A 25,307-nucleotide genomic window follows, 5' to 3' on the forward strand; every position below is an offset into this window, starting at 1 on the left:
AGCAACATCCCCGCACCCCCAGCGGAGCGTTACGGCTCCTCGCGCCAGCCGTCCCACTCCCCCACGAACTCGTCCAGCTCCTTCCGGTCGAGCCGCTCCTCGGGATCCCGCAGCACCACCAGCCACTGCGCGTCCTCGGCGTCGTCCTCACCGGCGAGCGCATCCCGCACCAGCTGCGGTTCCTCGTCGAGCCCGAACCTGTCACCGAGTGCCCGCGCGGCCTCTTCTGCGGCATCACGGTCGGGCAGTACCAGCACATGTCTCACATCGCTCACCCAGACATTTTCCGATACGCCCGACGCCGGGGTCGGCGCCGGGGTCGGCCACCGCTCCCGAATCAGCCGGTCCGCTCAGCCCGCCTCCCGCGTCTCCCTCGCCTCCGCCACCTTCCGCACCTCCGGCACCCGCTCCAACTCGATCCCGAATCGGTCGCGATAGGTCGCCAACACCTCCTCGTCCGTTGCCAGTTCCGACACCTCCTTCGTCCCGTCGGCCGCCGTCACCGTGAAGCTCCGGCCGCTCAGCGTGATCCTGCCGCCGTCATCGGTGACCCGCGAGCAGACCAGCGACCGCGCGAAGTGCGACGTCGGCGAGGTGCTGTGCCACCAGGCCCCGGTCACGAAGTCCCCGAGCACCCGCGGACGTACCTCCAAGCGGTACTGCGGCCTGCCGTCCCGGATGACCTCGAGATCCTCCCTTTCACGCGACCCTCCGGCACCACGGACCCCGGCAGCGTCCGGCCCCGCCTCGACAACCCGGAACGTGCCCCCGGGATCCTTCTGCTCCCCCCGCTCTCCGAAGACCAGCGGATAGAGCGTGAGCGCCCCGAACCCGACGTCGGCCAGCCAGTCACCCCCGTCCACCGTCCGCACACGCAGCGCGAGATGGTCGTACGGAATCCCGAGCCGCCCCTCACCGTCGTACGTCCTCCCCGCCAGCAGCGTCACGTCGAAGCCCAGCGCCCCCAGCAACGCCCCGAACGCCCCGTTCGCTTCGTAGCAGAAGCCACCCCTGCGCCCGCCCACCAGCTTGTCCAGCAGCCTCTTCTCCTCCAGCACGATCTCCTCACCGAGGTGAATCGAAAGGTTCTCAAACGGCACGGTCTCCAGATGGCGGCGGTGGAGCTCGCGCAACGCGTCGGACGTGGGCCACGCGGGGTACTGAGCCCCGATCCTGCGAAGGTAGGCGTCGGCCTGTGCGGAATTCATGAGTTCAGTGTCTCGCCACGCTCAGCCCTCCGCCCGCACCCACGACCGCCAACGCCCCGTCCTCATCGGTACGAAGGACCACGGCACCCCCTGCCCGCAACGCGGCGACCGTGCTGGGCGCGGGATGTCCGTACGGGTTGTCCTCGCCGCACGAGATCAGCGCGAGCCGCGGAGCCGCCCTGCGTATGAGGTCCGGATCCTGGTAGGCCGAGCCATGGTGGGCGACCTTGAGAACGTCCACGCCTCCCAATTCAGCGGCTGCCGGCGATCTCGACAGGGCCCGCTGAGCCGGTGGTTCGAGATCGCCGAGCAGCAGCATCCGCAGCCCCGCCGACTTGACGAGCAGGGTGACGCTGGCGTCGTTCGGCCCGTCCTCCATGGCTGTCGGGCTCGGCGGTGGCCACAGCACCTGCCAGTCGAGAGCGCCCGTGCGCCGCCGCTCCCCCGCCACGGCCCGCGTCACCGGGATGTGCCGCGCCGCGGCCTCCCGTCTCACGAACTCGGCCTGTTCCGGCGGTTCTTCCAGACCTGTCGTCTCGATCGCGCCCACCGAACGCCCGCGCAGCACGCCCGCCAGCCCCGCCACATGGTCGGCGTGAAAGTGCGTGAGCACGACGAGCGGGATCCGGGTGATGCCGAGCGCTCCCAGGCAGCGGTCCACCAGCACCGGGTCGGGTCCGGCGTCCACCACCACAGCGGTGCCGTCACCCGCCGCCAGCACCGTGGCGTCGCCTTGTCCCACGTCGCACATGGCCATTCGCCACCCGGGCGGCGGCCACCCCGTGATCACCCTGGTGATGGGCGGCGGCTGCACCACGACCAACAGGAACAGCACTCCGCAGGCACCGGTCAGCCACGGATGCCTCAGCAGCCGTCGCCCGACGAACACCACGGCCACAACCACCAGGGCGAGCAGCAGCGCACCCGCCCAACTGCCCGGCCAGTCCACTCCCCCGCCGGGCAGCGCCGCCCCGGCACGAGCGATGTCCGCGATCCACTGGACGGGCCAACTCGCGCACCACGCCATGGCCTTGGCGACGGGCAGCGCCACCGAGGCCGCCGCCAGCGTCGCGAAGCCCAGCACCGTGGCCGGCGCGACCGCGAACTCCGCGAGCAGATTGCACGGCACCGCCACCAGACTCACCCGGGCCGAAAGGACCGCGACGACCGGCGCGCACACGGCCTGCGCGGCACCGGCGGCAGCGAGCGCCTCGGCCAGTCGCGGCGGCACCCGACGCCTCCGGAGCGCGGCACTCCACCGTGGCGCCAGCGTGAGCAGCGCACCAGTCGCCAGGACAGAGAGCACGAAGCCGTAACTGCGGGACAACCAGGGGTCGTACAGCACCAGCAGAAGGACGGCCGTGGCCAGCGCGGGGATCAGCGATCTGCGGCGCCCGGTCGCGATGGCGAGCAGCGCGATCGATCCGCAGGCCGCGGCCCGCAGCACACTCGGGTCGGGTCGGCACACGATCACGAAGCCGAGCGTGATCGCGCCGCCGAAGAGTGCGGTGGCCCGAAGCGGGACACCGAGCCGCGGCGCGAGACCACGCCGCTCGGCACGCTGGGCGAGACCTGGCGGTCCGATGAAAAGGGCCAGCAGGATCGTGAAGTTGCCACCGGACACGGCGAGCAAGTGGGTGAGATCCGTCGCCTTGAACGCGTCGTCCAGCTCCGGTGTGACGCGTGACGTGTCCCCCACGACCAGCCCCGGAAGCAGCGCCCGCGCGTCCGCGTCCAGCCCGTCGGTCGCCTCCCGCAGGCCTTCCCGCAGCTCGCCCGCGAATCTCTGCGGCCCGGACGGCTCCTCAACGATCTCCGGTGGCGCACTCCCCCGTACTCGCAGCACCGCCGCGATCTCGTCCCCTCCCGACAGGGCGGGCGCGAGCCGCGCGGCCACCCGCAACCGCGTGGACGGCAGCACCGACAGCCAGGGTGAACGCTCAACGGACAGGTGGGGAGAGCCCCTTGCCGAGGTGGCGTCCACGATCATCAGCACCGGCGTGCGCGTCACCACACCGGTCCCGTCCGCCCGCCTCACCCGCCGGACCTCCGCGTCGAGCAGCACGGCGGTCGGAGCCGCGTGGTCTCCCTTGATCCGGGGCCGGGTGAGCCGTGGATCGGAGGTGACCTCGACCTCGGCGGTCACCTGTGCGTACTCCCGTGCCAGGGCGGGAACGGGACCCCGGCGCAGATCCGCCCCATGCAGCCCCGCGGAAGCGGCAGCGGCGCCGACACAGAGCAGCACGGCGGCAACAGACACCCGGGGCCACATACGCGACCCGTCTCTCCGGTATCCGCCGCCGAGCGGAAGCCCTCCTCGCCGTACACCAAGCGGACCTCTCTCCGGGCCTTCCTCCGGCTGCCCTTCACCGAACCGGCGCCCCACGCTCCCCTCCTGGGCGTGGACGCGCCTTCGCCCCGCCATCAGCAGCGCCCCGCCCACGACCAGGCAGACCACGGCCACACCCGCCACCCACCCGGGCGGTCCCCCAAGAGTCACCGCCGCCGTGACCCAGGCCGCCAGCGCGGGCGGCACCAGCCGTAGATCCGCCGGCCCTTCCTCCCGAGGATTCGAGGCTCCCAGCCGACGGCCCGAGGCAGCATGGACGGCCCGTCGGTTCACGGCACCCTCGTCGGCCCGTCCGGAGCCGTCCCCAGGCCCCGCGTCCACATCCACACGCGCACGCACAGCCCCATCTCGGCCCACCGCCCTTTCCCTGCTCACGGCCGCACCAGATTCCGCAGATCGGCGAACCGGCGGTCCCCGATTCCATTGACCTCGCGAAGCTCGTCGACCGAACGGAATCCGCCGTTCTGGGCGCGGTAGTCGACGATGTGCTGCGCCAGAACCGGGCCGACGCCCGGCAGGCCCTCGAGCTGCTCCGCGGTGGCCGTGTTGAGTGAAACGGGAGCGGCGGGAGCGGCACCGCCAACGGACGCGCCACCAGCGGACGCACCGCCGACGGACGCACCAGTGCCGACCCCAGCCGAGCCGGATCCCCCGGCGAGCGCGGGCAGACCGACCACGATCTGTTCGCCGTCCACGAGGAGGCGGGCGCGGTTGAGCCCGTCGGTATTCGTGCCGGCACGCACTCCGCCCGCGGCTTTCAGCGCGTCCTCCACCCGAGAGCCGGCCGGCAGGCGTTGGAGGCCGGGGCTGCGCACCTTGCCGCCGACATCCACCACGATCGGTGGCCCAGCCGCACCGACCGGGCCGGGTGACCCGACCAGGGCGTCCGGCGCGGATCCCTGCTGCTTCGCCTGTCCGGCCGGTTCGCCGAACGGTCCCGCCGCCCGCACCACCTCGGGAGCCCGCACCGACTGGGTCCGGCCGGTCCAGAAGTGCTGCATGGCGAAGGCCGAGGCGACGACGAGCAGCACCGTGAGTGCGACCACGCTCCTGCGCTCAAGACCGCATCTCGACTGCAACCACAGCGGCATCCGCTCCCGCAGGGCCGGCCCGACCCGGTCCCGCCACGCCCCAGCCACCCCGTCGGAAGCGGCCTCGCCACGCGCGCCGGTGCCAGCAGCCGCACCCTCGCCCGAACCATCACGGTCGACCGCCCAGCTCGAGCGGGAAGGCCCACTCTCCCTCGCCCGCCTCCGCCGGAGAGCATCGGGCTCGACCGTCCCGCTCTCCGGGAAATCATCGCGGTCCCCCACCCCGCTCCCCCGGAATACGTCGACGCCGACCGCAGCGCTCCCCCGAAGTGCCTCAGCGCCGACCGCCCCGCCCCTCTCGAGCCCCCACACATCGGCGACGCCCACCCCCACGGCAGTCCTGGCCCTCGGAGGACTGTCGCCTACATCCCGGTCCTCCGCCCGCGGAGGCCCGTCCCCTCTCCCGTTGCCCAACTCCCGCCGCTCTCCGGCCCTTTCGGCGAAGAGTGCCTCCGCGCGCAGGCGGAGTGCCTCGGCCGAGGCCTCACGGCGCCGGGCGCGGCTTCGGGGGTGGTCACGGCGGTGATGACGGCCATCGCGGGTGCGGCCGTCGGAGACGGGCCCGCGGCCCGGGCCGCTGGTCGGAGTAGCTGTGCGTGAACGTGATCGAAGTGCCATGCGGCGAGGATCCGACACTTCGCCACTTCGCGATGATCTTGCTCAGTTTCCGGGGACCACCGCCCATTTGTGGATAACTCCCTCACCCACACGAGCCCCACTCGCCACAGAAAACCACCGAAACCCGCAGGCCCGACAGACACCTCACCGGCCTCACCGGCCTCACCGGGGCGAGACAACAGCCCCCAACAACCCAGGCCCCGTATGCGCACCGATCACGGCGCCCACCTCGCTGACATGCAGATCCGCGAGGCCGGGCACCCGCGCCCGCAGCCGGTCCGAGAGGACCAGGGCCCGGTCGGGTGAGGCGAGGTGGTGGACGGCGATGTCGACCTGGGCACTGCCCGCACGGTCGGCGACGATCTCCTCCAGGCGGGCGATCGCCTTGGAAGCCGTCCGTACCTTCTCCAGGAGTTCGATACGGCCGCCGTCCAGCTGCAGCAGCGGTTTCACCGCGAGCGCGGAACCCAGCAGTGCCTGCGCGGCTCCGATCCGGCCGCCCCGGCGCAGATAGTCGAGGGTGTCGACGTAGAAGTACGCGGACGTGCCCGCGGCCCGTTTCTCGGCGGCCGTGACCGCCTCGTCGATCGTGCCCCCCGCCTCCGCGGACTCCGCGGCGGCCAGCGCGCAGAAACCGAGCGCCATCGCGACCATCCCGGTGTCCACCACGCGTACGGGCACCGGAGCCTCCCGCGCGGCGAGCACCGCGGCGTCGTACGTGCCCGAGAACTCGGACGACAGATGGAGGGAGACGATGCCGGTGGCGCCCGACTCGGCGACCTTGCGATAGGTCGCGGCGAAGACCTCCGGGCTGGGCCGTGACGTGGTGACGGAGCGCCGCTTCTGCAGTGCCTGGGCCAGGGAACGGGCCGAGATCTCGGTACCCTCCTCGAAGGCCCGGTCGCCCAGGACCACGGTCAGCGGTACCGCTGTGATGCCGTGGTCCTCCATCGTCCGCGTCGGCAGGTAGGCCGTTGAATCGGTGACGATCGCGACATGGCGGGACATGAGCTGGAGGTTACCTGCCAGGGCACCCGGTCGGCAGCCCGGCCCCTCCCACCTGCGGCTGCCGCGACCGGATCAAGTCGTGCTCTCGGGACGGGGCTTCTTCTGCCAGGGGTAGACGGGCCGCAGTCCCGGCGGGGTGATGGCGGGACGAGTCGGCTCCTCGGCCGTACGGGATTCCGGGCTCTCGGGCCAGGTCTGGCCGCCGGAGGAAGCCGCGTCCTGAGCCGGCGCCTCGGGCCAGGAAGCCGTGGACTCCGACTCCGTGGTCCAGTGCCGCAGCGCGCCGGCCTCGACGTCTATCTGGGCGCTCAGCGTGTCCAGATCGTCGTCCGCGAAGCGGCGGGCGCGGTCGCGTGCGGCCCAGCGCAGCGAGTCCGCCGACTGTGTGATCCGCTCGGTGTGCTCGCGCAGTCCTGGCAGCAACGTGATGAGTGTGCGCCGGTCGGGCTCGCTCTCCAGCCGCTTGAGCTCGGCGTCCAGTTCGTGCCCGTGCGCGCTGAGCCGCGCGAAGAGGCTCAGGGACTCCTTGAGGGACTCGTCGTCCGCCACGCCCGCGTGGAGCGCGTCCTGAGTGGCCCGCATCGACGTGCGCAGCTTCAGGCGGAGCTGGGCCAGCTCGCCGACCGGGCCCGGCTGGGCGAAGGTCTTGGCGCGCAGGGTGTGGTCCTCCACGGTGCGGCGGGCCTGGGAGATCGTGCGGTCCACACCTCTCTTGGTGGCACGGACCACCTTCACCGTGGCATAGACGCCCAGCACCACGAACAACAGGAAGAGCAGGGCGATTACTGTGATCACGGCTTCCACCACGCTCCTCCTCCAGGCCGGTCGCGGCAGCGGCCGCGGCACTCTTCAACGGTAAACGCTACGGGCAGGCCCGGAGTTCCAGAAGAACCCCGAACCTGCCCGTAGGGGACTACCCCGACAGTCGCACCCGACGACTTTCGGCCAATGGATTCCGGGCTACGCCGGAACGATGTTCACCAGCTTCGGCGCGCGCACGATCACCTTGCGGATCCCCGCTCCACCCAGCGCGGCGACGACCTTCTCGTCGGCCAGCGCCACCTTCTCCAGCTCCTCGTCGGAGATCGACGGCGATACCTCCAGGCGCGCCTTGACCTTGCCCTTGATCTGCACGACGCAGGTCACGGCCTCGTCCACGACGTACGCCGGGTCGGCCACCGGGAAGTCCTGGTGGACCACGGAGTCGGTGTGACCCAGCTTGCGCCACAGTTCCTCGGCGATGTGCGGAGCCAGCGGCGCGACCAGCAGCACCAGGGGCTCGGCGACCGTGCGCGGCACAGGACGGCCCGCCTTGGTCAGGTGGTTGTTCAGCTCGGTGACCTTGGCGATGGCGGTGTTGCAGCGCATGCCCTCCAGGTCCTGGCGTACCCCGTCGATGGCCTTGTGCAGCACACGCAGGGTGTCCTCGTCGGCCTCGGAGTCGACGACCGTGACCTCGCCGGAGACCTCGTCCACCACGTTGCGCCACAGCCGCTGGAGCAGTCGGTACTGGCCCACCACCGCGCGCGTGTCCCACGGCCGCGACACGTCCAGCGGGCCCATGGCCATCTCGTACAGGCGCAGGGTGTCCGCCCCGTACTCGGCGCAGATCTCGTCCGGAGTGACCGCGTTCTTCAGGGACTTGCCCATCTTGCCCAGCAGCCGGGAGACCTTCTCGCCCCGGTAGTAGTAGGCGTTGTCGCGCTCCTCCACCTCGGCGGCGGGCACCGCGATACCCCGGCCGTCGCGGTACACGTAGGCCTGGATCATGCCCTGGTTGAACAGCTTGTGGAACGGTTCGGCCGAGGAGATGTGGCCCAGGTCGAACAGCACCTTCGACCAGAAGCGCGCGTACAGCAGGTGCAGTACGGCGTGTTCGGCGCCGCCGACGTACAGGTCGACGCCGCCCAGCGGCTGGCCCTCGCGCGGGCCCATCCAGTACCGCTCGATCTCCGGGTCGACCAGCTTGTCGGAGTTGTGCGGGTCCAGGTAGCGCAGCTCGTACCAGCAGGAACCGGCCCAGTTGGGCATGGTGTTGGTCTCGCGGCGGTAGGGCTGCGGACCGCGGCCGTCACCCAGGTCCAGCGTGACATTGACCCAGTCCTGGTTGCGGGACAGCGGGGTCTCGGGAGACGTGTCGGCGTCGTCCGGGTCGAAGGTGCGCGGCGAGTAGTCCTCGACCTCGGGCAGCTCCAGCGGCAGCATCGACTCGGGCAGCGGGCGGGCGATGCCGTCCTCGTCGTAGACGATCGGGAAGGGCTCGCCCCAGTAGCGCTGACGGCTGAACAGCCAGTCGCGCAGCCGGAAGTTGACGGTGCCCTCGCCGATGCCCTTGCGTTCCAGCCACTCGGTGACGCGCGCCTTGGCCTCGACGACGCCCAGGCCGTCCAGGGAGATCTCGTCGTTGGCGGAGTCGACGATCTTCGCGTCGTGGGACCCGAAGGCGTCCTCCCACGTCGAGGTGTCGGTGCCACGGCCGTCGGTCGGTTCAACGACACAGCGGATCGGCAGTTCGAAGGCGCGCGCGAACTCGAAGTCGCGCTGGTCGCCCGCCGGCACGGCCATGATCGCGCCGGTGCCGTAGCCCATCAGGACGTAGTCGGCGATGAAGACCGGGACCTGCTCACCGTTGACCGGATTGGTCGCGTAGGACCCGATGAAGACGCCGGTCTTGTCCTTGGCCTCGGCCTGCCGCTCGACGTCCGACTTGGAGGCGGCCTGCGCGCGGTACGCGGCGACTGCCTCTGCCGGGGTCGCGTGGCCCCCGGTCCACACCTCGTGTGTGCCCTCGGGCCATGCCTCCGGGGTGAACTTCTCGACCAGGGCGTGCTCGGGCGCCAGCACCATGTAGGTCGCGCCGAACAGGGTGTCCGGGCGTGTGGTGAAGACGGTGATGCGCTCGCCGTCGATCGGGAAGTGGACGCGGGCGCCCTCGGAGCGGCCGATCCAGTTGCGCTGCTGGAGCTTGATGGCCTCGGGCCAGTCCAGCGCGTCCAGGTCGTCGATGAGCCGGTCGGCGTACGCGGTGATGCGCATGTTCCACTGGCGCAGCTTGGCCTTGAAGACGGGGAAGTTGCCGCGCTCGGAGCGACCGTCGGCGGTGACCTCCTCGTTGGCCAGGACGGTGCCCAGTCCGGGAGCCCAGTTGACGGGCGCGTCGGAGGCGTACGCCAGGCGGTACTCGCTCAGGACGTCGGCACGCTCGGCGGCGGTCAGTTCACTCCACGCGCGCGTGGAGCCGTCGATCGCGGGTACGGCGCGGTCGCCGCTCTCGAACCGGGCGACCAGTTCGGCGATCGGACGGGCCTTGTCCGCCTCGTCGTCGTACCAGGAGTTGAAGATCTGCAGGAAGATCCACTGGGTCCACTTGTAGTACTCCGGGTCGATCGTGGCGAACGACCGGCGCCTGTCGTGACCCAGGCCCAGCGCGCGCAGCTGGGACTTCATGTTGTTGATGGCCGCTTCGGTGGTGATCCGGGGGTGCTCACCCGTCGACACGGCGTGCTGCTCGGCGGGCAGTCCGAAGGCGTCGAAGCCCAGGGTGTGCAGGACGTTGTGACCCGTCATGCGCTGATACCGGGCGGATACATCGGTGGCGATGTATCCCAGGGGGTGGCCGACGTGCAGCCCCGCACCGGAGGGGTACGGGAACATGTCCATGATGAACTTCTTGGGCCGGGAGACCAGCTCGGGGTCGCCCGCCAGGTCACCGCTCGGGTTCGGAGCCTCGTACGTCCCCTCGGCGTCCCAGAAGTCCTGCCAGCGTGCCTCGATCTCAGCGGCCAGTGCGGCCGTGTAGCGGTGCGGCGCGGCCACCTCGGAGGCGGCAGCGGTATTCGTCTCGCTCATGATCCTCAAAGCTCCATCGATCGTCTCTGCCAGCGGCTCAGGAAATGAAAAAACCCCTCGCACAGGAGGGGACGCCGCGCCGATGCCGACCACGATTCGTCAGTGGCCGGGACTGGTCAGCGCGGCTCGCTAAGCAGAAGGCGTACGGCACGCATGGCGTCAGGGTACCGCAGGGCCCGCGTGGGCCGCGACGGGCTTCCGTCGACCGCTCGGCACTCCGTGCCACTCCACGGAATCGTCACAAAAAACTGAACAACGTTCAAATATTACTTCGCGTAACGGACTCTAAGGGACAACACAAGAGCCTCACGGCCCTTAGATAACAACGCAATAACTCAAACGTCGCACTCATAGGTATGGCTCGACTTAGAGTGCGGCTTCGGGACCGCTTCCCCGAACTGTTTGGGAGTAACCCCCATGACCCCTCGTAAGAACAGCTCGCTCCCCCAGCCGGGCCGATCGGCTTACGGCGCGCTGACGGCTGCGGCGCTGTTGCTCATACCCATGGTCGTGCTCGTCGGAGGTGACGACCTGCGCGACTTCCTCAACTTCGGCGCCGGCGTGCTGTCGCTGGTCGCCCTCACCTGCTCCGTCGTGTGGGGAATCGTCGCCACCGACCGGCTGTTCCTCAACGCCCGCCAGCGACTGGTCGCGCAGGCCGTGCACAGAACGACCGCCGTGTCCTCGGTCGCCTTCCTCCTGCTGCACGTTTCGGTCAAACTGGTACTGGACCACACCACGCTGGTCGCCGCCGTGATCCCCTTCGGGCTCGGCGTCACGGGTACCGACGGACTCATCGGCTTCGGCTCCCTGGCCGGCCTGCTCATGATCTTCACGGCCGTCACCGGCGCGCTGCGCGGCGCTTTCGCGTCCCCCGCCCCGGTGGCCGCACGCTGGCGGGCCGTGCACATGCTGGCGTACCCGGCCTGGTGCTCGGCCCTGGTGCACGGGCTCTACGCGGGTCGCCCCGCCGCGACGTACGTCACCGTGCTCTACAGCCTCTGCCTGATCTTCGTGGCGGCCGCCCTGGCGCTGCGCTCCTCCTCCGGCCCCTTCAAGCGCGCCATCGCCGAGCGGATCCTCGCGATCATCGGGGACAACAACACAGGTGGCCGCCTCGCCCGCGAGGACCTGGAGGCATCCCGTGCCACCGCCGCGGGCAACTCCCTGCCGGGCTTCGCACCGCGGCAGTCTCCGCGGGACACGTACGCGCCCCCACAGCGCACGGCGTCCCCCGCGCAGTCCTACGAGGCCGCGTACGACCCGAACACGGCCACTGGAACCCACGGCTTCGCGGCCGCCTACCGTGCCGTTTCGGGCAACGGCACGCCCGGCGAGGGCCCCCTGGGACCCGACCCGACCGAACGCTTCCAGACGCCGATGGACATGCAGCCCACGGAGGCGTTCCAGCGTTACGACAACGGGAGCACTTCGGGCAGTTGGCCCATTCCCTCCCCGCCGCCGGTCGGTGCGGCGCCGCCCTCCGCCTACGACCCGCTCAACGACACGGGTTACAACATCCCCGTCTATGACAATTCGGTGACCAACGGCTACGGCACAAGTGATGTGTACGACACCGGTGAGTCGAACCAGGCCTACGGCACGTACAACGCCAACGACACGTACGACAGCGGTCCCACGACTGAAGTACTGCCGGGCGCCTTCGACGCTCCCGGCTCCGGCGAATCATGGAACGCCCCTTCCGGAGGCTTTTAAGTGAACGAGGCCCTGCCCGACGTACCGGAAGTCCGCGTTGTCGGACTCCCGCAGCTCACGTCGGGTTTCGACCTGGTTGAACGACTCGATCTCCCGATGCACCTCAAGGTGCACGGACCGCTTGAACCCATGGGCGGCGAGCAACTCGCCGGCCTCGCCGAGGCGATCTCCCTGAAGGGCCGCGGCGGCGCGGGCTTCCCCTTCGCCAAGAAACTGCGTTCCGTCGCGGAATCGGCCATCAAGAAGGGCATCCGCCCGGTGGTGGTCGTCAACGGAAGTGAGGACGAACCCGCCTGCCGCAAGGACACGGTGCTCATCAACCGTGCCCCGCACCTCATCCTGGACGGCGCGCTGCTGGCCGCCGAGGCCATGGGCGCCCGCACACTCGTGATCGGCGTGACCCGGGAGTCGACCCAGCGGTCCATGGAGGCCGCGCTGGCCGAGCGCGGCCTGAGCAACCGGCGCGGATCACCTCTCCGCGCGCGCGTGCAGCGCAATCCGGTACGGATGGTGACCGGAGCGGCCGCCTCACTGATCCGCTCCATCGACGGCGGCCCGGCCATCCCGCCCGGCCGCAAGATCAGCGCGTCACAGACCGGCGTCGGCGGCGCGCCCACCCTGCTGTCCAACGCCGAGACATTCGCCCAACTGGCCATCGCCGCCCGCATCGGCCCCGACCGCTACCGCAACACCGGCCTGTACGACGAGCCCGGCACGGTCATGCTGACCGTCTCCGGCGCCGTCGCCCGCCCCATGGTGATCGAGGTCCCGACGGGCGTCCCGCTGCGGTACGTGCTCCAGTTGGCCGGTGCGCCGCCCATGCCGCAGGGCGTGCTGACCGGCGGATACCACGGCAAGTGGCTGGACGCGGCGACCGTCAACGAGGCGATCGTCTCGCGCAACAACCTGGACGCGGTGGGCGGTGCTCTCGGCGCCGGCGCGATCCTCCCGATCACCCAACAGACCTGCCCGCTCGGGGAGTCACTGCGAGTGGCCCAGTGGCTGGCCGAGGAGAGCGCGGGACAGTGCGGTCCCTGCTACCTCGGCCTGCCCGCCGCGGCCCGCGGCCTGGAGGACATCCTCAACGGCGGCGGCCCCGCCGCCCTGGAGGCCGTGAAGCAGGTCGCCAAGGCCGTGAAGCGGCGCGGTGCGTGCTCGCACCCGGACGGCTCCGCGATGTTCATCGAGTCGACGCTCAAGGCCTTCACCGACGACCTGGCCGCGCATGTCCTTGGCAACGGCTGCGGAAGGCCCGTGGAGGGCGTTCTGCCGCTCTTCGAGGGCGGCCAGACCCCGACGGGCATTCCGGGCGGCCAGAACCAGCTGGAGGCGGGTCCCCCCCGCCAGAAGATCTACGTCGACTGGACGCTCTGCCGCGGCCACGGCCTGTGCGCGGACATCCTTCCGGAGGTCTTCGAGCTGGGCGCCGACGGCTTCCCCACCGTCGCCCAGGCCTCGGTGCCCCGGTACGCGGAGGCGAAGGCCCTGCGCGCCGTACGCCGCTGCCCGGCGCTGGCACTGCGCCTCGAGGAGGACACCCGGTCCTCCGCTCCGGCGCGCAACAACCTGCCCGTGCTCTCCCAGGGCCGCGGCCGCCGGGCGCTCGGCAGCGGTCGCTGAGCACGAGGACACGAAGGGCTGAACACGAAGAAGCGGGCCACCCTGACCGGGTGGCCCGCTCTCAACGTCTGTGGAGCTAAGGAGAATTGAACTCCTGACCTCCTGCATGCCATGCAGGCGCTCTACCAACTGAGCTATAGCCCCTCGCAGCCGTGCGGCGAAGCCGCTTACTGACCGCGTTGCCCCGGTTTCCCGGGGGCGACGCCAACATTACACGGTCCTCCGGGTGCACCACCAAATCGATTCCACGCTGTGCGGACAATTCGGATATGCGGGATAGTGTCGGCCTTCGTGACCGTGATCGCCGTGCCCCGTGCCCGCCGGGTGCCCGTCGCCCTGGGGGCGTGCCTGCTGTCGTTCGCGGCCTTCTGGTGCGCGCAGCGGGCGGCGCACGTGTCGATGATCGACCTGATGGTGTACCGGGCGGAGGGCGAGACGGTCCGCGCGGGCGGCGACCTCTACGCCCTGCGCACGACCGAGGCCCATCTGCCCACCACCTACCCGCCGTTCGCGGCGCTGCTGTTCACACCCCTGACACTGCTGGACACGGCGAGCATGCGGACCCTGGCAACGGCCGGAAACCTGGCCCTCCTTGTGGTGTTCGTCGCCCTCTCACTGCGGCTCGCCGGCCACGCGCGCGTGGAGAGCGTCTGGTGGGTCTCGGCGGCAGCCGTGTGGTGCGAGCCGGTGTGGACGACCCTGCGGTACGGGCAGATCAATCTGCTGCTCGCCGTACTGGTGCTGTGGGACCTCACCCGGCGGCCCGGCCACCGCTGGGCGGGGGTCGGTATCGGGATCGCGGCGGCGGTCAAACTGACTCCCGCGCTCTTCGCGGTGTTCCTGCTGCTCACCGGCCTGGTGGAGTACCTGCGGCGTGGCCCGGGAGGACCGTGGTTACGGCACGCCCGCACGGCGGCCGCCGCGTTCGCCGGGGCGACACTGCTCGCGGCGGCCGTCCTGCCGTACGACTCATGGCGCTTCTGGACCCGCATGGTCTTCGAGGCCGGTCGGGTGGGGCTCGTGGAGGACACCGCGAACCAGTCGCTGCGCGGCGTCCTGGCCAGGCTGCTGCACACCACGGAGCCCGGCGCCTGGTGGGCCGCCACAGCGGCTGTGGCGGGCACTGTGGGCCTCACCCTGGCGGTGGTCGCCGAACTGCGCGGGCGGCGCTCCTGGGCGGTGGTCACGTGTGCGGTGACGGCTCTGCTGGTCAGCCCGGTGTCGTGGTCGCACCACTGGGTGTGGTGCGTACCGATGATGCCGCTCCTCGCGACCACCTGCCGGACCGTCGCGCTCTGCACGGCGCCGGTCTTCTTCTCGTACGCGCTGTGGTGGGTGCCACATGGCCCGGGCAGGCTCGAACTTCACCAGAGTGGCTTCGAGTTGACGTTGTCCGCGCTCTACGTAGGAGCCGGTTTCGCCTTTCTGCTCGTCACCGGGCTCAGGCTGTCGCGAACGAATAGAACCGTTTGAGCGTGCAGTGCTCATCGAGGAGCCGGCCGTAGATGGGCTCCCCCTCCAGTTCGCGGTACGTCTCGATCGGATCGCCTTTTATGATCAGCGCCCGCGCGCACTCCTCGCACCAGTACTGGTAGTCGTGGTTGACCGGTTCCATGTCGCGGACGATCGGCGTACCACTGCCGCACCAATCGCATTTTCGCCTGTGCGCACCCATCGATCAGCTCCAGCTGTGGCCGCAGGCCGTGCACACGTAGGAGATTCCTCCGTTGTCGCCGAGAACCTGGGCGACGTGGACCGATCCACAGGAAGGGCAGTCAAGGAGAGTGACTTTTCTGCGTGTCTGTGCCGCTTCGGGAAGATCGTCGACCTCCTCGGAGATGCTCGCAGGCATCGCTACTCCCTCCCGTCGGGCCGCGCCCCCTTCCGGCCGTTTGATTCTGCCACGCCCGGAGCAATACGGTCAGCGACGCCTGCGTACCAGTCCGGACACAGCACCCAGCGTGGCAGTCCCGGCCAGCGCGTACATGCACGCGAGGAGCGCGTCCGCAGAGGTATACGCCCCGGGGGCCGCATGTGACTCAAGCCGGTTCAGGAAGAGTGTGCCGAACGCCGCGACCCCCATCAGCTGACCGACCTGGGTGACCGTCGCGAGCAGGCCACTGGCGTCCGCCGCGTCCTCGGCCCGCACGGTCGCCAGGGCCCTGGTGAGGGTGGGGCTGAAACCGAGCGCGAGGCCGACGCCCACGCCCGCGAACGCGACGTACAGCAGCGGGCCGCCGTCACCCCCGTCCTTCAGCACGCGACCGACGCCGACCACCGAGGCCGCGGCGAGGGCGAACCCGGCCGGAATCAGGGCACGTTGCCAGGACGCCGGCCAGTTGCGCCAGGTCAGACCGACCAGGCCGAAGACCACCGCGGTCGGCGCGAAGGTGAGTCCCGCCCGCAGCGCGCTGTAGCCGAGACCGCCCTGGATGTGCAGCGTGAGCGTGAACAGGAAGCCGGCGTTGACCGCCATCACGGCCAGCAGCCGGAAGACCGCGAGGCCTACGCCGGGGTGGCGCAACACCCTCGGCGCGATCAGCGGTGCCCCGCCGCGCCGGGCGAGCCGGGACTCGTACAGGCAGAACAGCACGAAGCACACGGCGGCCGCGCCCAGCGACAGCCAGGACCACAGCGGCCAGTCCTCCTCCTGCCCCAGCACGAGCGGCACGGTGAACAACGAGACGGCGGCGGCGAGGAGGACGAGCCCCGGCAGGTCGAGACCGCGGGAACGCTCAAGGGCCCGAGCGTTGTCCGGCGGCAGTACACGCCTGCCGACGGCCAGCAGGACGAGGCCCACGGGCACGTTGACGAGGAACACCGGCCGCCAGCCGGTGCCGAACAGGTCGGCGCTGACCAGGACGCCGCCCAGCACCTGCCCGGCCGCGGCGCCGGTCGCCAGGACTGCCGCGTACGCGCCGAGCGCCCGGGCACGTGCCTCGCCGGTGAAGTTGCGCTGGATGAGGCTGAGAACCTGCGGGATCATCACGGCCGACCCGGCGCCCTGTACCAGCCGGAAGGCGATCAACTCGCCGGTGCCCTGAGCCAGTCCGCAGGCCAGCGAGGCGGCGGTGAAGAGGGTGAGCCCGGCCAGATAGACACGGCGGTGGCCGAGCCGGTCACCCAGCCGCGCTCCGGTGATCAGCAGTACGGCGTACGAGATGGTGTACCCGGCGACCACCAGTTGCAGGGCGGCGCCGGACGCGTGGAGTTCGGAACCGATCGTGGGCACCGCGACGTTCACGATGAAGACGTCGAGCAGTGCCATGAACTGGGCCGCGAGGACGACCGCGAGCAGCCGTCCGGGGCGATTGTCAGTGCCAGGGGCTTTACTGGTCACAGGACTTGGACCTGCTGTGGGACCTGGTCCTGAAGGGGTTGTCGTCGTCATGCCATCGAGCCTGGCGGCAGCCGGATACGGGTAACGAGAGCCCGCCGATGCTGGTACTGCCAGCACCTGGCAGCGGACGGGCCGAGCACGGACGATGGGGGACGGGGGTGTGAGCCGATGGACAGAACACAGCGCCGCAGGCCGGAGCTGGCCGCCTTCCTGCGCGGCAGGCGGGCCCGGGTGACACCCGGCGACGTGGGGATGCCGCCAGGATTCCGGCGCCGCACACCGGGACTGCGCCGTGAAGAGGTCGCACAGCTCTCCGGCGTGGGTGTCACCTGGTACACCTGGCTGGAGCAGGGCCGCCCGATCAACGCGTCCGCGCAGGTCCTGGACGCGGTGGCGCGCACGCTGCGCCTCGACCAGCCCGAGCGCGAGCACCTGTACCACCTGGCCGAGGTGCCGTACGAGGCGGATCCGCAGACCGCCGCGCTGGCCGTGGGCCCGGAGGTGCGGGGCATTCTCGACGCCCTGGACCCGCACCCGGCGGTGGTCTACAACTCACGGTTCGACATCCTGGCCACCAACCCCGCCTACCGCGACGTGTTCTTCGTGCCGATGAACCGCGGACCGGGGATACGCAACGTGCTGTGGACGCTGTTCACGGTGCCCGAGCCGGACTGTCCGCTGGTGTTCCGGGAGAGCGAGCTCCCGGTGATGGTGGCGACGCTGCGTTCGTCGTACGGGCTGCATGCCGGCGAACCCGTATGGGAGGACTTCATACGCGAGCTGTCGGAGGCCAGCCCCCTCTTCGCCAGGCTGTGGCGCGACGGCGACGTGGCTCAGCCGGGCCCGCGGGTGAAGACGTTCCGGCACACGGCGGTCGGTGAGCTGCGGATGACGTCCGTCTCCCTGTCGATCCACGGCATGCCCGAGTGCCGGGTCGTGGTGTACCAGCCGGACGACGAGGAGACGCACCAGCGGACGGCGCGGCTCAGGGATCTACGGCGGCACCGACAGCTGTTCGGAAACGACGTCGAAGACGTCAGCGGTCAGCAACAGACGGCGGCAACAAAAAATCCCGCTCCCTGACGGGAACGGGATCCTTCATCACTGATCTTTGACAACTCGAAAGAGTCGATCTGTGGAGCTAAGGAGAATTGAACTCCTGACCTCCTGCATGCCATGCAGGCGCTCTACCAACTGAGCTATAGCCCCGTGTGTTCTTCCCGCCCGGCGGGGCGAACAAGAAGAACTTTAGCCTGCGACCAGCCGGAAAGTGAAATCCGGTCCCGACGGGTCCGCGGGACCGGACGCGGGCCCCTGGGGGCCGCTCAGTCGTCGTCGCCGAGGACCGGCTCCGGCAGTGTTCCCGCGTTGTGCTCCAGGAGACGCCAGCCTCGGGCGCCCTCCCCGAGGACTGACCAGCAGCAGTTGGAGAGACCGCCGAGGCTCTCCCAGTGCTGGGACTCCAGGCCGAGCAGGCGGCCGATGGTGGTGCGGATCGTGCCGCCGTGGCTGACGACCACGAGGGTGCCTTCGTCGGGGAGCTTCTCGGCGTGCCGCAGCACCACGGGGGCGGCGCGGTCGGCGACTTCGCTCTCCAGTTCGCCCCCGCCGCGGCGCACCGGCTCACCGCGCTTCCACGCGGAGTACTCGTCGCCGTGCCGGGTGATGATCTCGTCGTGCGTCAGCCCCTGCCAGACGCCCGCGTAGGTCTCGCGCAGGCCCTCGTCGTGGGTGACGTCGAGGCCGGTCAGCACGGAGAGCTCGGCGGCCGTGTCGGCGGCGCGCTTGAGGTCCGAGGCGACGATCACGTCGGGCTTCAGCGAGGCGAGCAGCCGGGCGGCGCGGCGGGCCTGACCGATGCCGGTCTCGGTCAGCTCGACGTCGGTGCTGCCCTGGAAGCGGCGCTCCACGTTCCAGGAGGTCTGGCCGTGCCGCCAGAGGATGACGCGGCGGCCCCGGCCGGGCTTCTTCCCGGCCTCGGCACCCGCGGCGCTCACCGGAGCTCTCCGAGCTCGGCGGCGCCCTCCGCATCCTGGAGCTTGGCGTGCTCGGCGCTCTTGCCTCGGGTCGCCTTGGCGTCGGCGGGCAGGTCGAGCTCCGGGCAGTCCTTCCAGAGCCGCTCGAGGGCGTAGAAGACCCGCTCCTCGCTGTGCTGCACGTGCACCACGATGTCCACGTAGTCGAGCAGTACCCAGCGGGCTTCGCGGTCGCCCTCGCGGCGCACCGGCTTGGTGCCCAGTTCCTTGCTCAGCCGCTCCTCGATCTCGTCGACGATCGACTTGACCTGGCGGTCGTTGGGCGCGGACGCCAGCAGGAAGGCGTCGGTGATCGAGAGTACGTCGCTGACGTCGTACGCGATGATGTCGTGCGCGAGCTTGTCGGCGGCCGCCTGTGCGGCGGTCTTGATGAGCTCGATGGAGCGGTCCGTGGCGGTCACTACGCGGCTTTCCGTCGGCGGTCAGTAATGACCCAAGGGTCTCACGGACCGCCGACGACACCCCACGCGTTTCGCGGACCCTGCTCAGGGCGCCTCGGGCGGACCTCCGCCCGTCCCCCGGACGGACCGCCGGCCGTCCCGGGGCGAGAGGCCGGCCGGGCGCCCCGGCACGAGGCGTAGGGCCGTCCCAGGGGCAGGCGCTCCGTCACGCCTGCCCCTGCCTTCTAGGGCGTACCGCCTGCCGCCTACGGCTCGTAGTCCTGGCCGAGGACCACGGACACGTCCGCGTTGGAGGTGACCGTGCCCTTCTTCACCGAGCTGGTGGGCAGGCCCAGGGTCTTGGCGACCTCGACGGCGTTGCCCTTCTGGGCCGCGTCCGCGTACGTGATCTGGGACACGCTCTGGGCGGCGGCTGCCGTACCGGAGTCCAGGAAGGTGTAGCCGCCGTTGACCAGGACGACGCGGGCCTGCTGGGTGGTGTCCTTGTCGCCGGTGGCGTTCTTGATGCCGACGCGGACGGCGGCGCCCGCCTCGGGGCTCTTCACGGTGCCTCCGAGCACGTCCTTGACGACACTGTCGGTGGCCTCCTCGCTGAGGGTGCCGTCCTGCTGCACGGGCAGCAGCGCCGACTTGTAGTCGCCGTTCTTGGCGTGATCGGCCAGCTTCGCGAGCAGGGTGCCCAGGTCCTTGTCGGTCAGTGACGGGTCGAGGATCTGCGCCAGGGTCTGCACGGTGGTCGTCGCGGCCTGCGGGTCGGAGGACAGCTTGCGCAGCACGCCCTGCATGACCTGCCCGAACCGCTCCACCTGGGCGGTCTGGGACTCGCCGGAGGCCTGGTAGGTGGCGTAGGCGACGGCCATCTTGCCGCTGAGGGACTGGTCCGTGCCCTTCTTCACGAGGGACGTTTCGCCCTTCTTCTTCGCATCGGGGTCCGGCACATCGGCGTTCGTGTCGAGGTCGATGCCGCCGACGAGTTCGACGAGGTTGTTGAGGTACGGGGTGTCGAGACGCCAGGTGCCCTCGATGTCGGTGCCGAGGACGGTGTCGATGGCGTCCAGGGTCCCGGCCGAACCGTCGTCGTCGACGGACTTGGCGAGCGTGGTCGTGTTGCCGTCGTCGTCCGTTACGGCAAGGGAGTTGGGCAGCATGACGGTGGTGCCCTGCTTGGTGGTGGTGTTGTCGACGAGCAGAACCGTGGAGGTGCCGCTTCCACTGGTGTTGTGCAGGTGGACGACGACCACGTCGCGCTTCTGGGCGGCCGGGGATGTGGCGGTGCCGGACTTCTCACTCGTCGACGACAGACCGGGGAGCTTGCCCGCGTACCAGAGGTAGCCGACGCCGCCGGTCGCGACCAGGGCGAGCACCACGACCAGGCCTATGATCCGGCCGCGGGTGCGGCGCTTGGCCTCCTCGCGGCGTTCGGTGCGGTTCTCGGTGAACTTCAGCCAGTCGATGACGTCTTCGGACTCGGCTTCCTGCTCCTCGACGAAGGCGAACTGCTCGGTGCGGTAGTCCCGGTCGGCCCGCGGCTCGCTCTGCTCCGCGGGACCCGTGGGACCCGCCTGTTGCGGGATGTACGCGGTCTGCTCGGCAACCCTGGGCTGCTGACCGGTACTTGAGGTCTGCCCCGCCGGGCCGAACTGCCCCGCCTGACCGACCTGCCCCGCCTGACCGACCTGCCCCGTCTGCCCGTACGGGTCGTACCCGGTCGAGGTCCCGGCAGCTCCGGGTGCGCCGGCGCCGTACGGGTCGTAGGAGTTGGGTGAGTCGTAGGCGGTAACGGGCGGCTGCCGGCCGGTGTCATGGGACGACACCGGCTGCTGACCGGTGTCGTACGGCGACACGGGTGGCTGCTGGTCCGTCGCGTACGGGTCGTAGCCGTAGCCCTGCGGCTGCTGCTGTCCGTAGGTGTCGTAGCCCTGCTGCTGAGGCTGCTGGGGCGACACCTGCCGGTACACAGGCTGCCCGAACTCGTCGTAGCCGACGATTTCGTACTGGTCGCCGCTCGCGTACCCGTCGTATCGGTCGTTCACCGGTGCCCCTCTCGGCTCACTAGCCGCGGTACAGCTCACGCTTGTCGATGTAGCGCACCACACCGTCCGGCACCAGATACCAGACAGGATCGCCCTTGGCGACCCTCGCTCGGCAGTCCGTGGACGAGATGGCGAGTGCGGGGACCTCGACGAGCGAGACACCGCCCTCGGGAAGCCCCGGGTCGGTCAGGGTGTGACCCGGCCGGGTGACCCCGATGAAGTGCGCGAGGGAGAACAGCTCTTCCGCGTACCGCCAGGTGAGGATCTGGCCGAGCGCGTCGGCGCCGGTGATGAAGAAGAGGTCCGTGTCGGGGTTGAGTTCGCGCAGGTCGCGCAGAGTGTCCGTGGTGTACGTCGGTCCGCCGCGGTCGATGTCGATGCGGCTCACCGAGAACGTGGGGTTCTCCGCGGTCGCGATGACCGTCATCAGATAGCGGTCCTCGGCCGGGGTGACCTTGCGGTCGGTCTTCTGCCACGGCTGCCCGGTCGGCACGAACACCACCTCGTCGAGGTGGAACTGCGCGGCGACCTCACTGGCCGCCACGAGGTGCCCGTGGTGGATCGGGTCAAACGTTCCGCCCATGACGCCGAGGCGGCGCTTGCCCGGATTCGAGGGGGCGTTCCCGGGGCCGATCGTCAGACGCTTGACCACGCCGGGACTCACCGCACCAGGACTCTGCGATCCAGAGCCCGCCGAATCACCGACCGCCGTACCGCCACCGGCAGTGCCACCGGCGACCGTGCCGCCGCCGGCCGCGCCTCCGGCGATCCCGCCGCTCGCGTTGCCGTCGGCCGCGCCGCTCTCCGTGTCACTCGCCGGACCGGTAGGCATGTCCTGCTCTCCCATGCGTGCAGACCCTACCGGCCCGGCCTACGGGCACTGATCGACAGGGGTCCCGAGCGGCCCGGTGGGTGTCAGCGGTCCCGGTTGAAGCGCGTGGTGATCCACAGCAGCAGCATCAGGACGAAGAAGGCGCCGCCGCCGGTGAGGTAGGGGCTGAGGCTCTCGTGGTTGCCGCCGTGCTCCTCGCCCTCGGCGGCGAGCGTGACCAACTGTGCGGCGGTGCTGTGGAAGCTCATCTCGGCAGAACCTATCCGGTGTGGGCGGGATAAAGAGGTCGGTCCATCGTAAGCGTGGGGCTCGGCCACGATCACGCCGACTCCGCCGTTGGTGACGCACGACGCTCAAGCGACCACCGGCCCACAACCGGCATCCGGAACGCGACCCGAAGCTCCCCCGACCCAGGCAACGCCAACGACGACGCCGACGTCAGTCAAGGAGAAGGAGAAGGAGAAGGAGAAGGAGAAGGAGTAGAAGTTGGCCGGCGGCACGCGCACGGGCCGACGGAAACCTCGTCGGCGGAAACCTCGGCGAGGGAAACCTCAGTGAACCTCAGTCGTCCCGCTTGTAGCCGCGCAGCAGGATCCACGCCAACAGGATGGAGCCCAGCACCATCACGACCAGCACGACACGGAGCAGATCGCCCGACCCCTGTCGGTCGGCGGCGTCCGCCGCCTCGGTCAGCCAGAGGGCCGCGGGAATGTGCTCCATGGGGATAGCTCCTTACGTGTGCTGCCCCATCACGGTATCTCCGCCTACGCTGGAGCCCGCTTCGGGGGCACGGCACTCAGAGCATGGGGGAACACATGTCCGATGACAGCCACGAGCAGAACGGGCACGAGAACGTGCCCAGCAGGCAGCGCAGGCGCTTCGAGGGGATCTCCTCGCGGGCGTACGAACACCCGGCGGACCGCTCGGCCCTGGTGGCCCTGCGCAAGCTCAGCGGCTTCGACACCGTCTTCAAGGCGCTCAGCGGCCTGCTTCCGGAACGCAGTCTGAGGCTGCTGTTCCTGTCCGACTCGGTGCGCGTCTCGGACGCCCAGTTCGCGCACCTCAACGACATGCTGCGGGACGCCTGTTACATCCTGGACCTGGAGAAGGTCCCGGCGATGTACGTCAACCAGGACCCACAGCCGAACGCGATGTGCATCGGCCTGGACGAGCCGATCATCGTCGTCACCACCGGCCTGGTGGAGCTGCTGGACGAGGAGGAGATGCGGGCGGTCGTCGGCCACGAAGTGGGCCACGCGCTGTCCGGGCACTCGGTCTACCGGACGATACTGCTGTTCCTGACCAGCCTGGCGCTCCGCGTCGCGTGGATCCCGCTGGGCAACCTCGCGATCATGGCGATCGTGACCGCGCTGCGCGAGTGGTTCCGCAAGTCGGAGCTGTCGGCGGACCGCGCCGGACTCCTGGTCGGCCAGGATCAGCAGGCCTCGATGCGCGGCCTGATGAAGATCGCGGGCGGCAACCACCTGCACGAGATGAACGTGGACGCGTTCCTCGCGCAGGCCGAGGAGTACGAGGCGGGGGGCGACCTGCGCGACTCGGTGCTCAAGATCCTCAACGTGCTGCCGCGCAGCCACCCCTTCACCACCGTGCGCGCCGCCGAGCTGAAGAAGTGGGCCGAGTCCCGCGACTACCAGCGGATCATGGACGGCCACTACCCGCGGCGGGACGAGGACAAGGACACCTCGGTCACTGACTCCTTCCGCCAGTCGGCGGCCAGTTACGCCTCCGACGTGAAGAGCTCCAAGGACCCGCTGATGAAGCTGGTCGGCGACATCGCGGGCGGCGCGGGCGACCTCGGCGGCCGGGTGCGGCGCGGCTTCGGCGGCTTCGCGGGCGGTGCGCCGAGGGACACGAGCGGCTCGCCCAAGGACACGCCGCCCCGGGACACCGACGAGCGCCCCGACGAGGAGCGTCCCAACGGCTGACCGGGAAACAGCCCGGACAGCAGGCCACTCGGGCAAGAGACCATTCGAGGGGGAGGGCCACTCGGGCAAGAAGCACACCCGAGCGAGAGGCCGTCCGAGCGAGAGGCCATCGGAACCCAGGGCCCGGAGGGCGGCGGCGGCGCTCAGATCTTCGGCTGCGCGCTCGTCGCCAGCGATCCGCACAGCGCGGTGGCGCTGCCGGTCGCGTACGGGTCCGTGCCGGCCGGACCGCCCGCCTTCGCCGTCTGCCCCGCGAGCAGCGGACGCAGCTGGTTGACCGAGTCCTCGGAGCAGGCGAGCGGTCCGGCCTGGACGTAGGAGACGACCAGTTCCGTCTGGTGCATGCGCAGGTCGTCGAGGTCGAAGCGGAAGTGCAGCTCGCGCCGGACGGTGAAGAGCGAGGCGTCCGCCTGCTCGTCCGCGCCCGTCGGCCTGAGCGCGTACACGAAGGTGTGGTCGGCGATGATCTCCAGGGTGTTCGAGTCGAACTCCGCGGCCTGGAGAGAGCCCTGCACCCGGATCTTGGGGTCGGCGAGCCGGACCCGGGTCGCGTCGAAGCGGACCAGCCAGCCGGTGGGGGCGTGCCGCCCGTCGGCGGTCGGGCGGGCGAAGCTCTGGTCGAACTGGTCGAGCTGCTGCGGGTCGAGCAGAATCCGTACGGGCCGGGTGGCGTCGCCCGTGAGTACCTGCGGGTCGAGGGAGGACTCGACGAGGTAGTCCTTGGCGGTGGTCAGGGCGGTGACGACCTGGCTGTCGGAGAAGTGCGCGGTGCGCCGCGAGGCGGGCAGCGTGATGCCGTCGGCACCGACGCGGAACTGTGCGGCCGGACTGTTCGCGTACAGGTCCTCCGCGCTCGCGGCCCCGGGCACGGCGGTCTGCGGCGCGAGCGGGATCACCGTCATCCGCAGCGGCTCGGGGGGCTGGGCGACGGGGGTCTGGTACGGGTGGCGTACGCCCATGTAGATCGCGGTGCCGAAGGCGACGGCGATCAGCAGGACCAGGATCAGTGCCTGCCGGGAGAGACCGCGGTGGATGGGCTGGCGGCGGCGTACGGCCGGGGCGTGGTCGGCGATGCGCTCCTGCGCGGAGAACTCCTGGAGGCGGGCAGCGCGGACGAACGACTCGTCGAAGACGACGGATCGGTACTCGTCATCTCCACCTGCGGGAGCACCCTCGGGGGTCCCCTCAGGTGGGTCTCCAGGCTCGCCCATACCTTCAGAGTAGGTCTCAGGAGCCTCAGGTAAACGCGCCACCGCACC

The 25,307-nt window shown here is 70.2% G+C and carries 21 protein-coding genes and 2 tRNA genes; 5 read left to right on the forward strand and 18 right to left on the reverse strand.

The window, feature by feature from the left end:
- Positions 1-29: 29 nt before the first annotated feature.
- The 7 genes from ACIBLC_RS05845 to leuS all read right to left on the reverse strand — a co-directional run bounded on the left by ACIBLC_RS05845 (position 30) and on the right by leuS (position 10,124).
- Positions 30-275 carry a hypothetical protein gene (locus ACIBLC_RS05845; RefSeq protein WP_399209456.1) on the reverse strand — a complete coding sequence of 82 codons (246 nt, stop codon included), beginning with the start codon at positions 273-275 and terminating at the stop codon, positions 30-32.
- Positions 276-350: 75 nt separating this feature from the next.
- A complete protein-coding gene (locus ACIBLC_RS05850) occupies positions 351-1,208 on the reverse strand; it encodes an arylamine N-acetyltransferase (RefSeq protein ID WP_399209458.1) in 858 nt (285 codons plus the stop codon).
- 4 nt (positions 1,209-1,212) lie between these two features.
- Positions 1,213-3,831, reverse strand: coding sequence for a ComEC/Rec2 family competence protein (locus ACIBLC_RS05855; RefSeq protein WP_399209459.1), 2,619 nt, complete (start codon positions 3,829-3,831; stop codon positions 1,213-1,215).
- A 98-nt stretch (positions 3,832-3,929) separates the two neighbouring features.
- Positions 3,930-4,871 (reverse strand): helix-hairpin-helix domain-containing protein, encoded by a 942-nt coding sequence (locus ACIBLC_RS05860; RefSeq protein ID WP_399209461.1) that lies wholly within the window; start codon positions 4,869-4,871, stop codon positions 3,930-3,932.
- A 558-nt stretch (positions 4,872-5,429) separates the two neighbouring features.
- Positions 5,430-6,275, reverse strand: a complete 846-nt coding sequence (locus tag ACIBLC_RS05865; protein ID WP_399209462.1) for a DegV family protein — start codon at positions 6,273-6,275, stop codon at positions 5,430-5,432.
- A gap of 72 nt (positions 6,276-6,347) precedes the next feature.
- Positions 6,348-7,079 (reverse strand): hypothetical protein, encoded by a 732-nt coding sequence (locus tag ACIBLC_RS05870; RefSeq protein WP_399209464.1) that lies wholly within the window; start codon positions 7,077-7,079, stop codon positions 6,348-6,350.
- Between the two features lie 156 nt (positions 7,080-7,235).
- Positions 7,236-10,124 carry a leucine--tRNA ligase gene (gene leuS / locus ACIBLC_RS05875; RefSeq protein WP_399209465.1) on the reverse strand — a complete coding sequence of 963 codons (2,889 nt, stop codon included), beginning with the start codon at positions 10,122-10,124 and terminating at the stop codon, positions 7,236-7,238.
- 417 nt (positions 10,125-10,541) lie between these two features.
- Between leuS and ACIBLC_RS05880 the strand changes: the two genes are divergently transcribed.
- Positions 10,542-11,840, forward strand: a complete 1,299-nt coding sequence (locus ACIBLC_RS05880; protein WP_399209466.1) for a cytochrome b/b6 domain-containing protein — start codon at positions 10,542-10,544, stop codon at positions 11,838-11,840.
- Positions 11,841-13,460, forward strand: coding sequence for an NADH-ubiquinone oxidoreductase-F iron-sulfur binding region domain-containing protein (locus ACIBLC_RS05885; RefSeq protein WP_399209467.1), 1,620 nt, complete (start codon positions 11,841-11,843; stop codon positions 13,458-13,460).
- 71 nt (positions 13,461-13,531) lie between these two features.
- Here the strand turns inward: ACIBLC_RS05885 and ACIBLC_RS05890 are convergent.
- Positions 13,532-13,604: transfer RNA gene (locus ACIBLC_RS05890), tRNA-Ala, on the reverse strand.
- Between the two features lie 147 nt (positions 13,605-13,751).
- Here ACIBLC_RS05890 and ACIBLC_RS05895 point away from each other — a divergent pair.
- Positions 13,752-14,933, forward strand: a complete 1,182-nt coding sequence (locus tag ACIBLC_RS05895) for a glycosyltransferase 87 family protein (RefSeq protein ID WP_399209468.1) — start codon at positions 13,752-13,754, stop codon at positions 14,931-14,933.
- On the opposite strand, the gene ACIBLC_RS05900 is transcribed toward ACIBLC_RS05895, so the two are convergent.
- Positions 14,902-15,135, reverse strand: a complete 234-nt coding sequence (locus ACIBLC_RS05900) for a hypothetical protein (RefSeq protein ID WP_010986886.1) — start codon at positions 15,133-15,135, stop codon at positions 14,902-14,904. The genes ACIBLC_RS05895 and ACIBLC_RS05900 overlap by 32 nt on opposite strands.
- Before the next feature lie 246 nt (positions 15,136-15,381).
- Entirely contained in the window at positions 15,382-16,851 is a 1,470-nt protein-coding gene (locus ACIBLC_RS05905; RefSeq protein ID WP_399209469.1) for an MFS transporter, read from the reverse strand.
- Positions 16,852-16,968: 117 nt separating this feature from the next.
- Between ACIBLC_RS05905 and ACIBLC_RS05910 the strand changes: the two genes are divergently transcribed.
- Positions 16,969-17,883, forward strand: coding sequence for a helix-turn-helix transcriptional regulator (locus ACIBLC_RS05910; protein WP_399209470.1), 915 nt, complete (start codon positions 16,969-16,971; stop codon positions 17,881-17,883).
- Between the two features lie 53 nt (positions 17,884-17,936).
- On the opposite strand, the gene ACIBLC_RS05915 is transcribed toward ACIBLC_RS05910, so the two are convergent.
- From ACIBLC_RS05915 to ACIBLC_RS05945, 7 genes are all read right to left on the reverse strand, one after another.
- Positions 17,937-18,009: transfer RNA gene (locus ACIBLC_RS05915), tRNA-Ala, on the reverse strand.
- Between the two features lie 116 nt (positions 18,010-18,125).
- Positions 18,126-18,797: a histidine phosphatase family protein gene (locus ACIBLC_RS05920; RefSeq protein WP_399209471.1), complete on the reverse strand. Its 672-nt coding sequence runs from the start codon at positions 18,795-18,797 to the stop codon at positions 18,126-18,128.
- Positions 18,794-19,237: a ribosome silencing factor gene (gene rsfS, locus ACIBLC_RS05925; RefSeq protein ID WP_399209473.1), complete on the reverse strand. Its 444-nt coding sequence runs from the start codon at positions 19,235-19,237 to the stop codon at positions 18,794-18,796. The genes ACIBLC_RS05920 and rsfS overlap by 4 nt, the downstream gene beginning before the upstream one ends.
- Before the next feature lie 245 nt (positions 19,238-19,482).
- Positions 19,483-21,270 carry a LytR C-terminal domain-containing protein gene (locus ACIBLC_RS05930; protein WP_399209474.1) on the reverse strand — a complete coding sequence of 596 codons (1,788 nt, stop codon included), beginning with the start codon at positions 21,268-21,270 and terminating at the stop codon, positions 19,483-19,485.
- 19 nt (positions 21,271-21,289) lie between these two features.
- Positions 21,290-21,853 (reverse strand): nicotinate-nucleotide adenylyltransferase, encoded by a 564-nt coding sequence (gene nadD / locus ACIBLC_RS05935; RefSeq protein ID WP_387187079.1) that lies wholly within the window; start codon positions 21,851-21,853, stop codon positions 21,290-21,292.
- Between the two features lie 332 nt (positions 21,854-22,185).
- On the reverse strand, positions 22,186-22,350 hold the full coding sequence (locus ACIBLC_RS05940) for a hypothetical protein (protein ID WP_235479157.1): 165 nt from the start codon (positions 22,348-22,350) through the stop codon (positions 22,186-22,188).
- A gap of 313 nt (positions 22,351-22,663) precedes the next feature.
- Positions 22,664-22,822 carry a hypothetical protein gene (locus ACIBLC_RS05945; RefSeq protein ID WP_399209475.1) on the reverse strand — a complete coding sequence of 53 codons (159 nt, stop codon included), beginning with the start codon at positions 22,820-22,822 and terminating at the stop codon, positions 22,664-22,666.
- A gap of 95 nt (positions 22,823-22,917) precedes the next feature.
- Here ACIBLC_RS05945 and ACIBLC_RS05950 point away from each other — a divergent pair, with 95 nt between their 5' ends.
- Complete coding sequence (locus tag ACIBLC_RS05950; RefSeq protein WP_399209477.1) at positions 22,918-24,048, forward strand: M48 family metallopeptidase; 1,131 nt, start codon at positions 22,918-22,920, stop codon at positions 24,046-24,048.
- A gap of 143 nt (positions 24,049-24,191) precedes the next feature.
- Here ACIBLC_RS05950 and ACIBLC_RS05955 read toward each other — a convergent pair whose 3' ends face one another.
- Positions 24,192-25,259 (reverse strand): hypothetical protein, encoded by a 1,068-nt coding sequence (locus tag ACIBLC_RS05955; protein ID WP_399209478.1) that lies wholly within the window; start codon positions 25,257-25,259, stop codon positions 24,192-24,194.
- Between the last annotated feature and the right edge of the window lie 48 nt (positions 25,260-25,307).

It is taken from the genome of Streptomyces sp. NPDC050535, assembly GCF_044457665.1.
Lineage (GTDB): Bacteria > Actinomycetota > Actinomycetes > Streptomycetales > Streptomycetaceae > Streptomyces.